A 13,283-nucleotide genomic window follows, 5' to 3' on the forward strand; every position below is an offset into this window, starting at 1 on the left:
ACCTGGGTCAGCCGAGGAGCGACTCCAGCTCAAGGTGTTCGAGACCGTGGGCCTCGGCGACCTGCCGGTAAACGACCTTGCCGTCATGGGTGTTGAGACCCAGGGCCAGCGCGGGGTCGCGGCGCAGCGCCTCGACCCAGCCGTTGTTCGCGAGCGACACGATGTAGGGCATCGTCGCGTTGGTGAGCGCGTAGGTGGAGGTGTTGGGCACCGCGCCGGGCATGTTGGCGACGCAGTAGAAGACCGAGTTGTGGACCGGGAAGGTCGGCTCGGCGTGCGTGGTCGGGCGCGAGTCCTCGAAGCAGCCGCCCTGGTCGATCGCGATGTCGACAAGGACACTTCCCGGCTTCATGCGGGAGACCAGCTCGTTGGTGACCAGCTTCGGGGCCTTGGCGCCCGGGATGAGGACGGCGCCGATGACGAGGTCGGCGTCCAGGCAGGCCTTCTCCAGCTCGAAGGCGTTGGAGATCACCGTCTGGATCTTCGTGCCGAAGATCTTGTCGGCTTCCTTGAGCTTGTTGATGTCCTTGTCGAGCAGGGTCACGTGGAAGCCCATGCCGATGGCGATCTGCGCGGCGTTCCAGCCGGAGACGCCGCCGCCGATGACGACGGCCTTGCCCGCGGCCACGCCCGGGACGCCGCCCGGCAGGACGCCGCGGCCGCCGTTGGCGGCCATCAGGTGATAGGCGCCGACCTGCGGGGCGAGGCGGCCCGCGACCTCGGACATCGGGGCGAGCAGCGGCAGCGCGCGGTTCGCGGTCTCGACGGTCTCGTACGCGATGGCGGTGGTGCCCGACTCCAGGAGCGCGTCCGTGCACTCCTTGGACGCGGCCAGGTGCAGGTAGGTGAAGAGGGTCTGGTCCTTGCGGAGGCGGTGGTACTCCTCCGCGATGGGCTCCTTGACCTTCAGGAGCAGGTCCGCGGTGGCCCAGACCTCGTCGGCGGTGTCCAGGATCCGGGCACCGGCCGAGACGTACTCGGCGTCCGTGATCGAGGAGCCGACGCCGGCGTTCCGCTCGATGACGACCTGGTGGCCGTGGCGCACCAGCTCGTGCACACCGGCGGGGGTGATGGCCACCCGGAACTCGTTGTTCTTGACCTCGCGGGGGATGCCGACCTTCATCGTCGATCACGGTCCTTGGCTCAGGGGATATCTCGGGCAATGCGACACAGACCGGTGCACACGAGGGCGCAACGGAGGACACCACGAATGTACGCGGCGGAGCCAGTCTAATGAAGGATTTCTCGCTGTCTAGCCTTTCAATACTTCAATCCGCTGCGGATGCACTACGGATTTCGCAGGCGGAAGGTGCTGCTCCACCGTTCGTTTCAAGCCTGGCGGCTTCCAGGTACTCCCCTCCCAGCATGCGCTCGGCCGCGCTCCTGTGCAGCCGGGCGGCCGCCGGGTCGCCGAGCCGCTCCAGGGTGTCCGCGAGGCGCAGCTGCAACGCCGCTTGCAGACGTACGTCGTTGGCGTGTCGCGCCCACTCGACGGCTTCCTGACAGGTACGCAGCGATTCCTCGGGGCGGCCCGCGTACTCCTGCACGCGGGCCATCTCGCTCAACGCCCGTGCCTGGGCGGCCACATCGCCGTTCTTGCGGTGCCCGGTGAGCGCCGAACTCCAGTTGCGCAGCGCCTCGCCGTAGCGTCCCGCGTAGGTGTGCACGGCCGCGATCCGGCCGTAGAGACGGGCGGCGTCGGCGCGCTCGCCGCGGGCCAGGCGCTGGGCCAGGGCCCTGCCGAACCAGTCGGAGGCCCGGGACCAGTCCCCCAGCTCCTGGTAGGCGCCCCCTACGGATTCCATCGCGCGTCCGGTGGCGTACGGATCGCCGGCCGCGCGGCCCGCGTCCAACGCCGCCCGGTAGCGGGCGAGCGCGTCGTGCGTACGTCCGGTCTGCGCGTCGAGGTCCGCGAGGTTCAGGAGCGCGGCGGCCTTCTCGCGCGGCAGGTCCCGCCGCTCGGCCACGTCCAGGACCAGCCGGTGGATGCCGTAGAGGTCCGGGGCGGCGGCCTGGGTGCCGTAGTGCGCGACCAGGGCCCGGGTCAGGGCCGCCATCAGGCGCCGGGCGAGGGTGTCCAGCTCCCCGTCGGCCACGGCGAGGCGGGCCGCGGCGAGCAGGGCGGGCCGCCGGGTGGAGAGCCACTCGGCCGCGGCGCCGGGGCTGTCGAAGCGCAGGGCGCGCGGCAGCCCCGCGATCTTCTTGCGGGCGGCGGAGGCGTCCGGCTCGGTGACCGCCCGGCAGGACTGGAGCAGGCGTACGGTCCGCTCCAGCATCCGGGCGCGGGCCAGCTGGAGCTCGGCCGGGCGGTCCTGGCTCTCGGTGAGGGACCGCAGGAGCGGCACGAGGCAGCCGGGCACCTCGTACTGCGGCAGCGAGGACGCCACGCGCCGGACGAGTCCGAGGGCGGCGAAGTCGTCGAGGGCGGCCTTGGCCCCGGAGACCGAGCAACCCGCGAGCGCGGAGGCGGTGTGCGGGTCGACGTGGCCGGCCGGGGCGAGGGAGAGCAGGCGCAGGACCCGCGCGGAGGGCCCGGACAGCGAGGCGTAGGTGTGCCGGAAGACCCGGGCGAGGGGTGAGCCCTCCGCGGGCAGGTCGTGCACCCGCTTGGCCAGGTCGGCGACGGCCGCCTTGGGGCGTACGGAGAGCCAGCCCCCGGCGAGCACCAGGGCCGCCGGATGGGCGGCGCACGCCTCGACCAGGGACTCCGCGGAGCGCGGGTCCACCGTGATGCGCACGGGTCCCGCGGCGCGGGAGAGCAGTTCCACCGCGGCCGCCTTGTCGAGACCGCCGAGCGTGCACGGCCGCACGTCGGGGATGCCGGTGAGCGGGCCCTGGGAGACGGCGACGACCAGGCAGCCGGGGGTGTCGGGGAGCAGCGCGTCGACCTGCTCGGCGTCCGCCGCGTCGTCGAGGAGCAGCAGGGCCCTGCGCTCCTTCAGGGCGTCCCTGAGCAGTGCGCAGAGGTCGTCCGCGCAGGCGCCGGGCGGCGCGGGCACGGCCAGGGCGTCGAGGAGTTCGCGGGCGGTGCGCTCGGTCGGCACGGGTTCGCCGTCGGGCTCCGAGAGGCGGGCCCGCAGTACTCCGTCGGGGTAGTCGCCCGCGAGCCGCCGTACGAGTTCCTCGGCGAGCGCGGTGCGGCCCGAGCCGGGGCGGCCCGCGACGAGCAGGACGCGGGCGCGGGGCGCCTTGCGGCCGGACAGGGTGTCGAGCCCCGCCCGGTCGACGTCCGCCCGCAGCTCCTTCAACTCCCGGAGCCGGCCGACGAACTGATCGTTTGCCGGCTCCCCAGCGGTACCGGCCGGGGACGGCACCGCGCCGCCCGCCGCCGTACCGTCCGTGTCGACCGCCTGATCCGTCACGGGCCACGCTCCCGTCCGCCTGCGCACGAACCCGCCGGGACTTCTGGCGGGACGCTTTCAGAGCCTAGTTCAGGCCCCGCGGGGCTTCGGGACACGCGGCGCGCACAAGTCCCCCGATCGGATCAGCAGATCGTCATACCGGTAGGGCTGTTCGGGGAGCGCCCCTCGCCGCCTACGCCTCGAAGGGGCGCGCGGGCCAGGGAGCCTCGGCCGGGCGCAGCGCGTCGAGGCCCTCGCCGTTCAGGGCCGCGTACAGCGAAAGGACGCCCACGACGAGGCAGTTGTTGTGCAGCTCGCCGGCGAGCACCCCGCGGATGAGTTCGTCGAGCGGGACCCGGGTCAGCTCCATGTCGGCCTCCTCCTCGAAGACCTCGAAGCGCTCCCCCTCGGCCTCGGCGAGATCGCGGGCGAGGAAGACGCGCACGGCCTCGTCGCAGCCGCCGGGGCTGGTGTAGACGTCGGTGAGGACCCGCCAGTCGCCCGCCTTGACGTGCGCCTCTTCATACAGCTCGCGCTGCGCGGCGTGCAGGGGGTTCTCGCCGGGGACGTCGAGCAGTCCGGCGGGGATCTCCCAGAGCTTGTGGCGGACCGGGTGGCGGTACTGGCGGATGACCAGGACGCGGCCCTCGCCGTCGAGCGCGAGGACGGCCACCGAGCCGGGGTGGGCCTGGTAGTCACGGCGGGCCACGGATCCGTCGGGCATCACCACGTCGTCGGTGCGCACCGAGGTCTTGTTGCCCACGAAGGGCGTCTTCGTGGCCGTGACCTGCCACTCCTCGGCGGTGTCCTTGATCGTCATGTCGCCCTGTCCTCCCACACGTGCAAATGAAACCGGGGCACGCGCCTCGAAAGGCACGCACCCCGGCAACCGTAACGCCCCGGTGTCACTTACCGGACTTCGCGCCCGCCTTGCGCTCGCCCTGCTGCCGCTCGACGGCGGCCTTGACCAGGCCCGCGAAGAGCGGGTGCGGACGCGTCGGGCGGGAGCGCAGCTCCGGGTGCGCCTGCGTGGCGACCAGGTAGGGGTGCACCTCGCGGGGGTACTCGACGTACTCGACGAGCTTGCCGTCCGGGGAGGTGCCGGAGAACAGGATCCCGGCCTTCTTCTCCAGGTCGGCGCGGTAGGAGTTGTTCACCTCGTAGCGGTGGCGGTGGCGCTCCTCGACGTACTCCTTGCCGTCGTACACCTCGCGCGCGATGGAGCCCTCGGCCAGCTTGGCCGGGTACATGCCAAGGCGCATCGTGCCGCCCATGTCGCCCTCGCCCGCGACGATGTCGAGCTGCTCGGCCATGGTGGAGATCACCGGGTGGGCCGTGGCGGCGTCGAACTCCGTGGAGTTCGCGTCGGGGATGTCCGCGAGGTTGCGGGCGGCCTCGATGACGATGCACTGGAGGCCGAGGCAGATGCCGAGCAGCGGCACCTTGTTCTCGCGGGCGTACTGGATGGCGCTGACCTTGCCGTCGACGCCGCGCTCGCCGAAGCCGCCGGGGATCAGGATCGCGTCGACGTCGCCGAGCTGCTTCTTGGCGCCCGCCGGGGTCTTGCAGTCGTCGGAGGTGACCCACTTGACCTTGACGCGGGCCTTGTTCGCGAAGCCGCCGGCGCGCATCGCCTCGGTGATCGAGAGGTAGGCGTCGGGCAGGTCGATGTACTTGCCCACCAGCGCGACGGTGACCTCGTGCTTCGGGTTGTGCACGCGGTCGAGCAGGTCGTCCCACTGCGTCCAGTCGACGTCGCGGAACGGCAGGTCGAGCTTGCGTACGACGTAGGCGTCGAGGCCCTCGGTGTGCAGCACCTTCGGGATGTCGTAGATCGACTTGGCGTCGATGGCGGCGACCACGGCGGCCTCGTCGACGTCGCACATCAGCGAGATCTTGCGCTTGATGGCGGTCGGGACCTCGCGGTCGGCGCGCAGCACGATGGCGTCGGGCTGGATACCGATGTTGCGCAGGGCGGCGACCGAGTGCTGGGTCGGCTTGGTCTTCAGCTCGCCGGAGGGGCCGATGTAGGGCAGCAGCGAGATGTGCACGACGAAGACGTTGTCCCGGCCGACCTCGTGGCGGACCTGGCGGACGGTCTCCAGGAACGGCAGCGACTCGATGTCGCCGACCGTGCCGCCGACCTCCGTGATCACGACGTCGACGTCGTCGGTGGCCATGCGGCGGATGCGGTGCTTGATCTCGTTGGTGATGTGCGGGATGACCTGGACGGTGTCGCCGAGGTACTCGCCGCGCCGCTCCTTGGCGATCACCTGGGAGTAGACCTGGCCGGTCGTCACGTTCGCCGAGCCGTCGAGGTCGACGTCGAGGAAACGCTCGTAGTGGCCGATGTCCAGGTCGGTCTCGGCGCCGTCGTTGGTGACGAACACCTCACCGTGCTGGAAGGGGTTCATCGTGCCCGGGTCGACGTTCAGGTACGGGTCGAGCTTCTGCATCGTGACACGCAGGCCACGCGCCTTGAGGAGCGCACCCAGGCTGGAGGCAGTCAGACCCTTGCCGAGGGAGGAGGCGACACCCCCGGTGACGAAGATGTGCTTGGTCGTCGTGGATTTGGGCTGCATGGCCAAGGGGGGCTCCCGTGTCGCGGTCTGAAAGGGGCGTACCGGCGGCCTCACCAGGGATTCGGGGGAGGCGCCGTCGCTGCGGTTCGGGGGTTCTATGACCACCGGCTCACGGGCTACCAGGGTATCAGCGACGGAAGGAGCATGCTTCCGGCCACGCTCCGCCATCAGACGCACACGGTGGCGTCACAGGACCCGCACCTGCACAATTGCGGGAGACACCGCCTCTCACCTGCCGCTCACCCGTTCGGCCGCGCCTCGTTGCCGGGAGGGGCGCGCGGATCACCAACGTGCGTCGTATCCTGCTCGGACACTCGCTGCCGAGCCCCCTCCGGCACACGGCACCACCCCGCCTTGCACCCGGAACAAGCGCTCGGCAACGATCACTTGACCGCAGACCCGTAAGTAAGCGCCCCGCGGGGCGAACGTGGCCGTTCGACTGGAGATGCACGTGGCCGGGCGCATCGAGGACTACGCACTCATCGGAGACATGCAGACCGCAGCCCTGGTCTGCCGGGACGGCACAGTCGACTGGCTGTGCCTTCCCCGCTTCGACTCCCACGCCGTTTTCGCCGGCCTGTTGGGCACCGAGGAGCACGGCTTCTGGCGCCTCGGGCCCGCGTATGCGCCAGAGGCGCAGCCACCCACGGCTGCCCGCCGCACCTATCGCGGCGACTCCCTGGTGCTCGAATCGGAGTGGGACACCCCGCGCGGCACTGTCCGCGTGATCGATTTCATGCCGCCGCGCGACACCGACGCACCCCAGCTGGTGCGGATCGTCGAGGGCGTCACCGGCCGGGTGCCGATGCGCTCGGCACTGCGGATGCGTTTCAGCTACGGGCGTGTGGTGCCCTGGGTGCACAAGGTCGACGGCCGCACGGTGGCCGTCGCGGGCCCCGACTCCGTGTGGCTCGATTCCGACGCCGAGACCTACGGCAAGGACCTCACCACGTACTCGGACTTCACGGTCTCGCCGGGCGAGCGGATCGCGTTCACCATCTCGTGGCAGCCCTCGCACAGGCAGCAGCCCGCCCTGCCGGAGCCCGAGACGGCGCTCGCCGCCACGGAGGACTTCTGGCGCGAGTGGGTCGACCACTGCACGTACCACGGGCCCTACCGGGAGGCCGTGGTCCGCTCGCTGATCACCCTGAAGGCGCTCACGTACGCGCCGACGGGCGGCATCGTCGCGGCGCCCACCACCTCGCTGCCCGAGGACATCGGGGGCTCGCGGAACTGGGACTACCGCTTCACCTGGCTGCGCGACGCGGCGATCACCCTGTCGTCGCTGCTGCGCACCGGCTACCGCGAGGAGGCCCGCGCCTGGCGCGAGTGGCTGCTGCGCGCGGTGGCGGGCGACCCGGAGAACCTCCAGATCATGTACGGCATCGCGGGCGAGCGCGAGCTGGGCGAGACGGAACTGGACTGGCTGCCCGGTTACGAGGGCTCCCAGCCGGTCCGGGCGGGCAACGGCGCCGCCCACCAGCTCCAGCTCGACGTCTACGGCGAGGTCACCGAGGCGCTGCACCTGGCGCACATGACCGGCCTGGCCCGCAACGACTACGCCTCGCTGCTCCAGCTCAAGCTGATCCGCTACCTCGAGGACCACTGGGACGAGCCGGACGAGGGCATCTGGGAGGTGCGAGGGCCGCGCCGCCACTTCGTGCACTCCAAGGTGATGGCCTGGGTCGCCGTGGACCGCACCATCAAGCTCCTGGAGTCCGGCGAGGCCGACGGCCCGCTGGAGAAGTGGCGCGAGCTGCGCGACGACATCCACCGGGACGTGTGCGAGAAGGGCTACGACCCGGAGCGCAACACCTTCACGCAGTCGTACGGCTCCAAGGAGCTGGATGCCTCGCTGCTGCTGATCCCGCAGATGGGCTTCCTGCCGCCCGACGACAAGCGCGTCATCGGCACGATCGAGGCGATCCAGCGGGAGCTGTCGACGTCGGACGGGTTCATCCTGCGCTACCCCACGGCCGGCGACGACGAGGGCGTGGACGGCCTGGAGGGCGACGAGGGCGCGTTCCTCGCCTGCTCGTTCTGGATGGCCGACGACCTCGCGATGATCGGCCGGGTCGACGAGGCCCGCAAGCTCTTCGAGAAGCTGCTGGCGCTCCGCAACGACCTGGGGCTGCTCGCGGAGGAGTGGGACCCGCGGCTCCAGCGCCAGGTGGGCAACTTCCCGCAGGCGTTCAGCCACGTGCCCTTGATCGACACGGCCCTGCGGCTGACGGCTTCGGGGGCGTACGGGGGTTAGGGCGCGGTGAGGCACCCTGCCGTGACGTGTGCGATGCGCCCCGGTAGCGTCCGCGCCATGGACAATCAGGGCACTCGGGGCGGCATCACCGTGCAGCGCGCGCTGGAACTTCCGGGACTGCGCGGCGGGCTCCCCGAGGTCGTCGCGGGCGCGGACCGGCTCCAGCGGACGGTGCGGTGGGTGCACGCGGGCGAGGTGCCCAATATCGCCTCGCTGCTCAAGGGCGGCGAACTGCTGCTCACCACCGGGCTCGGGCTCGGGGCGCGCCCGGCCGAGCAGCGCGCGTTCGTGCGCGAGCTGGCGGAGCGGGGCATCGCGGCGCTGGTCGTCGAGCTGGGTCCGCGCTTCGCCCGGCTGCCCGCGGCGATCGTCGAGACGGCGCGTACCGCGGGGCTGCCACTGGTGCAGCTGCACCGGGAGGTGCCGTTCGTGACGGTCACCGAAGAGGTGCACACCGAGATCGTCAACGGCCACTACGCGCTGCTCCAGCAGGCCGAGGAGGTGCACAGGCGGTGCACGGAGGCGCTGCTCGGCGGGGGCGGCATCCCCCAAGTCCTCGGCATCCTCGCGGAGTTCAGCGGCAACCCGATCTTCCTGGAGACGGCGGACGGGCAGCTGCTGTACGCCGCGGGGGCGGGCACGGAGTGCGCGGATCCGCTCCAGGTGTGGGAGGGGCTGCGCGGCCGGACCGTCGAGAGGGGCGGTCCGCCCGCGGGCGCGGTCCTCGTCGACGTGCCGGGCGGCGGGCCCGGCGCGGGCTCGGTGCGGGCCCGTCTCGTACTGCTGGCCGTGGATGCGGCGCCGCTGCCGGTGCACCGCATCGCCGCGGAGCGGGCTGCGAGCAGTCTCGCGGTGGTGCTGATGCAGGCCCGCCAGGAGGAGGAGCTGGCGGCGCGCGGCCGCGGTGACTTCCTCACCGATCTCGCGGAGGGGCGGATCGCGGCCGACGACGCCCCGGCGCAGGCCCGCGTCCTCGGCTTCAAGCCGGTCCCCGCGGACAGCCCTCTGCTGCCGGTGGTGATGCGGCTCGCGGACGGCCTGCCGACGGGCGGCGCCTGGGCGGTGCTCGCGCGGGCGGTGGCGGAGGAGCTGGCGTCCGTGGGCGTGCCGGTACTGCTCGGCGTACGTCCTGTCGAGGGCCGGGTGCCCCTGCTCCTCGGTCTGCGGTCGGAATCCGAGAGGACCGCGGTGGCCGACCGGGTCGCTGCGGCGCTGCGGGCCGGGGTCGAGCGGGCCGGGATGCGGCGGCCGGGGGCCCAGCCGCCGGTCGTCGTGGTCGGGGTCGCGGGTGGCTGGGCGGCGGCGTCGGCGGGGCTGCGGCACGCGGCGGAGACGGCGGCGGCCGCGCAGGGTCTGACCGACCGCCCCTGGTACGACGCGCGGCGCCTGGACATCGACCTGCTGTTGTGGCGGCTGCGCGACCATCCCGACCTGGCGGCGTTCGTGGACCGCGCGATCGGACCCCTGCGCACCCATGACGAGCGGTCGAAGCCGCCGCTCCTGCCTACGCTCCAGACGTATCTGGCGCATGCGGGACGCAAGGCGGAGACGGCACGCGAGCTGCATCTGAACCGGCAGACGTTGTACAACCGCCTGGCCCGGATCAGCGAACTCCTGGGCACCGACCTCGACGATCCGCAGACGGTTCTCGCACTGAGCCTGGCGCTGCGGGCGCGCAGGCTTGTGACGTGAACACCCGCCCCGGACGTCAGCTGTACGGCACCGGCTGCGTCAACTCGTCGTAGACGCTGAGGACTTGGGTGACCGTCTCGTCCTCGGTCGGCCACGTGGCCGCCTGGGCCGTGCCCCTGTTCTTCAGCTCGGCCCTGCGGGCCGGGTCGGCGAGCAGGCGCAGAACGGCGGTGGCGAGGGCCGGGGCGTCCTCGTGGGGGACGAGTTCGGCGGCGTCGCCGACCAGGTCGGACACCCCGCCGCTCGCCGCGGCGACGAGCGGCACGCGCGCGTGCAGGGCCTCCTGGGCGAGGACGGGGCGGGGCTCCGAGCCGCCGGGCAGCACCGCGAGGTCGGCGGCCGCGAGGAGGTCGGGGACGTCGTCGCGCCGCCCGACCAGCCGGACCGGGAGCCGCTCGGCCTCGATGCGGCGCTGGAGGGCGGCCCGCTCCGGGCCCTCCCCCGCGATGACGAGCAGTGGCAGCGGGTCCAGGTGCCGCCACGCGCGCGTGGCGTCCAGGAGGACGTCGTAGCCGCGGCCCGGCTCCAGGGCGCCGACGGCGAGGACCAACGGGCGGTCCACGGCGCCCAGTTCGGCGCGGGCCTTGTGGAGGAGGCGGTCCGGTTCCTCGTCCGGGGCATCGGGCAGGCCGGCGCGACGGGGCACGGGCAGTGCGACCGCGGCGAGCCGGGCGTCCCTGGCGCCTCTCCTGCGGGCCCGGTCGACGAGGTCGGACGAGGCGCCGAGCACCACGGCGGCGGCCTTGGCGACGCGCCGTTCCAGGACGCGCAGGACGCGGGCGCGGGCGCCTGCCGCGTGGGTGTGGTTGTGCCAGGTGACGACGAGCGGAGTGGGGCGCCCGGTCAGCGCGAGGACCGCGCGGAAGGCGGCGTGCAGCCCGTGCGCGTGCACGAGGTCGGCGTCGGCGCAGGCCACCCGGAGGGCGGCCACGGAGGCGGGGTCGCCGCTGCGGGGCACGTGGACGTGGCGGGCGCCCGTGCCGGCGAAGTCGTAGGCGCGGGCGGCCTCCTCGGGGGCGCAGACGGTGACCCGTACCCCCCGGGCGGCGAGTCCCGCGGCCAGCGATCTGACGTGCGCGCAGCTGCCCGCGCTGGCACCGCCGACGACTTGAACGGTGTGCAGCGGCGTCTGTCCGTGCGGTGTCTGTCCGTGCGGCGAGTGGCTGCTCACGTGGCTCACGCGGCCGGGGCTCCTGGGTCTGCGGCGGGCGGTCCCGCCAAGGATGCCAGCCGGGGTGCCGTTCCGGCACCGGCGAAAGGTCACTTCCGTGTGGGGTCAGCCAACTCTCTGGGCGCAATCACCCACACGGGTGAGGTGTAGCGCCCCGCCAGGGGCGCGGGGAACTGCGCGCTCAGCCCACGAAAAGCCGCAGACGCGTCTGCCGAGTCACTGAGCAGACGCGTCTGCGGGTTTTTCGTGGTTGCTCGCGCAGTTCCCCGCGCCCCTTACGGGGCTTCACACGAGGGAGCCTTAACCGTCCGACCTAGCGGTAGCGAGAAGCTCCTCCGCGTGGGCCCGCGCGGTCTCCGAGTCCTCTTGGCCCGCCAGCATCCGCGAGAGTTCCCGTACGCGGTCCTCGCCCTCCAGGACCTGGACCCCGGAGCGCGTCACCATGCCGTCGTTGGTCTTCTCGACGAGCAGCTGGCGGTCGGCGAAGGCCGCGACCTGCGGGAGGTGTGTGACGACCACGACCTGCGCCGATTTGGCCAGCCGCGCGAGGCGGCGGCCGATCTCCACCGCCGCCTTGCCGCCGACGCCCGCGTCGACCTCGTCGAAGAGGTACGTCGGAACGGGGTCCGTCCCCGCGAAGACCACCTCGACGGCGAGCATCACGCGCGACAGCTCACCGCCCGACGCGCCCTTGGCGATGGGCCGGGCCGGGGCGCCCGGGTGCGGGGCGAGGAGGAGTTCCACCTCGTCGACGCCCGCGGGGCCGTAGGCGACCGTACGGCCGTCGACGACCACGCCGTCGGCCCCCTCGGGAACCTCCGTGCTGCTGATGGCGATCGACACGCGCGCGTGGGGCATCGCCAGTGAGGCTAGCTCTTCGGTGACGGCCGCCGCGAACCGCGAGGCCGCCTCCTGACGTGCCTCGGTCAGCGTCTGCGCGAGCCCCGCCAGTTCGGTCCGCAGCGCGTCCCGCTCGGCGACCAGCTCGTCCAACCGGTCGTCGTCGCCCTCCAGTTCGGCCAGGCGGGCGGCGCCCTCCTCGGCCCAGGCGAGCACGGCGTCGATGTCGGCGCCGTACTTCCGGGTGAGCTGGGTCAGCGCGGCCCGCCGTTCCTCGACCGCGGCGAGCCGCAGCGGGTCGGCGTCCAGGTCGTCCGCGTACCCGGCGAGTTCGCCCGCGACATCGCTCAGCAGGATCCCGATCTCGCCGAGGCGGTCGGCGAGCGCGGACAGGGCGGGGTCGTGCGCGCGCACGGCCTCCAGGGCCCTTGAGGCGCCCGCGACGAGCGTGGAGGCGTCGACGACCTCCGGGTCCTCGGGGTTGCCCGCGAGCGCGGCGTGCGCGGACGTGGCGGCGGAGGCGAGGCCCTCCGCGTGGCCGAGCCGCTCGGCCTCGGCGGCGAGTTCGGTGTCCTCGCCCTCGCGCGGCTCGACGCCTGCGATCTCCTCGAGGCCGAAGCGCAGCAGATCCGCCTCCTGGGCCCGCTCCCGCGCGCGCGTGGTGATCTCGTCGACCTCGGCGGTGACGGCCCGCAGCCTGCGGTAGGCGGCCGTGTACTTGGCGAGCGGCACGGCGACCGCGTCGCCCGCGTACCGGTCGAGGGCGCCGCGCTGCCGGGCCGGTTTCAGCAGGCCCTGCTGGTCGGTCTGGCCGTGCACGGCGACCAGGTCATCGGCGAGTTCGGAAAGCAAACCCACCGGTACCGAGCGTCCGCCGAGGTGCGCCCGGGAGCGCCCTTCCGCCGAGACGGTACGGCTGACCAGCAGTGCCCCGTCGTCCAGCTCGGCCCCGGCCTCCTCCGCGCGGACGGCCGCCGAGGAGTTGGGGGGTACGGCGATGCGCCCCTCCACCACCGCCGACTTCGCGCCGATCCGCACCAGGGCGGGGTCCGCGCGCCCGCCGAGCAGCAGGCCAAGGCTCGTGACCACCATCGTCTTGCCCGCGCCGGTCTCACCCGTCACGGCGGTGAACCCCGGCGACAGCTCGACGACCGCGTCGTCGATGACTCCGAGCGACCGTATCCGCATCTCCTCCAACACGGACACGACCTTACGAGGTCGCGGGGCCGGTGTGCGACGGCCCCTCGGCTCCGTCCGCTAAGGCGCAGGTAGTAGCGGCGTACCGGCGGCCACTGTCACTCGCGGGAGTGGGTCGCGCGCAGGGGCCGCACCGAGTCCGCGGGGGGCGGCGCCGAGGGGGGTGGGGTTATCCCCAGCAAGATCCACCGGCTCGCCGCATG

The 13,283-nt window shown here is 72.8% G+C and carries 8 protein-coding genes; 2 read left to right on the top strand and 6 right to left on the bottom strand.

From position 1 onward, the window contains the following. Window positions 1-7: 7 nt before the first annotated feature. From ald to IG54_RS0128755, 4 genes are all read right to left on the bottom strand, one after another. Window positions 8-1,123 (bottom strand): alanine dehydrogenase, encoded by a 1,116-nt coding sequence (gene ald, locus IG54_RS0128740; RefSeq protein WP_030790815.1) that lies wholly within the window; start codon window positions 1,121-1,123, stop codon window positions 8-10. 145 nt (window positions 1,124-1,268) lie between these two features. After that, a complete protein-coding gene (locus IG54_RS0128745; protein ID WP_030790818.1) occupies window positions 1,269-3,362 on the bottom strand; it encodes a tetratricopeptide repeat protein in 2,094 nt (697 codons plus the stop codon). A 172-nt stretch (window positions 3,363-3,534) separates the two neighbouring features. Beyond that, window positions 3,535-4,161: an NUDIX domain-containing protein gene (locus IG54_RS0128750; protein ID WP_030790821.1), complete on the bottom strand. Its 627-nt coding sequence runs from the start codon at window positions 4,159-4,161 to the stop codon at window positions 3,535-3,537. 85 nt (window positions 4,162-4,246) lie between these two features. Next, complete coding sequence (locus IG54_RS0128755; RefSeq protein WP_030790824.1) at window positions 4,247-5,923, bottom strand: CTP synthase; 1,677 nt, start codon at window positions 5,921-5,923, stop codon at window positions 4,247-4,249. Window positions 5,924-6,374: 451 nt separating this feature from the next. Between IG54_RS0128755 and IG54_RS0128760 the strand changes: the two genes are divergently transcribed. Together IG54_RS0128760 and IG54_RS0128765 are read left to right on the top strand one after the other, a co-directional pair. Further along, complete coding sequence (locus IG54_RS0128760) at window positions 6,375-8,180, top strand: glycoside hydrolase family 15 protein (protein WP_030790828.1); 1,806 nt, start codon at window positions 6,375-6,377, stop codon at window positions 8,178-8,180. Window positions 8,181-8,237: 57 nt separating this feature from the next. Beyond that, entirely contained in the window at window positions 8,238-9,872 is a 1,635-nt protein-coding gene (locus IG54_RS0128765; RefSeq protein ID WP_106977115.1) for a PucR family transcriptional regulator, read from the top strand. A gap of 16 nt (window positions 9,873-9,888) precedes the next feature. Here the strand turns inward: IG54_RS0128765 and IG54_RS0128770 are convergent, their stop codons facing one another. Next, complete coding sequence (locus IG54_RS0128770) at window positions 9,889-11,052, bottom strand: glycosyltransferase family 4 protein (protein WP_030790834.1); 1,164 nt, start codon at window positions 11,050-11,052, stop codon at window positions 9,889-9,891. Between the two features lie 291 nt (window positions 11,053-11,343). Further along, the gene (recN, locus tag IG54_RS0128775) at window positions 11,344-13,071 is read right to left on the bottom strand and encodes a DNA repair protein RecN (RefSeq protein WP_030790837.1); all 1,728 of its coding nucleotides are present in this window, start codon (window positions 13,069-13,071) and stop codon (window positions 11,344-11,346) included. Window positions 13,072-13,283: the final 212 nt, after the last annotated feature.

The sequence above is a fragment of the Streptomyces sp. NRRL S-920 genome, from assembly GCF_000717945.1.
Lineage (GTDB): Bacteria > Actinomycetota > Actinomycetes > Streptomycetales > Streptomycetaceae > Streptomyces > Streptomyces alboniger.

What these genes read in the sequence shown, in the direction of transcription:
- ald (WP_030790815.1), bottom strand. Translation starts at nt 1,123, where the DNA reads ATGAAGGTCGGCATCCCCCGCGAGGTCAAGAACAACGAGTTCCGGGTG.
- IG54_RS0128750 (WP_030790821.1), bottom strand. Translation starts at nt 4,161, where the DNA reads ATGACGATCAAGGACACCGCCGAGGAGTGGCAGGTCACGGCCACGAAG.
- IG54_RS0128755 (WP_030790824.1), bottom strand. Translation starts at nt 5,923, where the DNA reads ATGCAGCCCAAATCCACGACGACCAAGCACATCTTCGTCACCGGGGGT.
- IG54_RS0128765 (WP_106977115.1), top strand. Translation starts at nt 8,238, where the DNA reads ATGGACAATCAGGGCACTCGGGGCGGCATCACCGTGCAGCGCGCGCTG.
- recN (WP_030790837.1), bottom strand. Translation starts at nt 13,071, where the DNA reads ATGCGGATACGGTCGCTCGGAGTCATCGACGACGCGGTCGTCGAGCTG.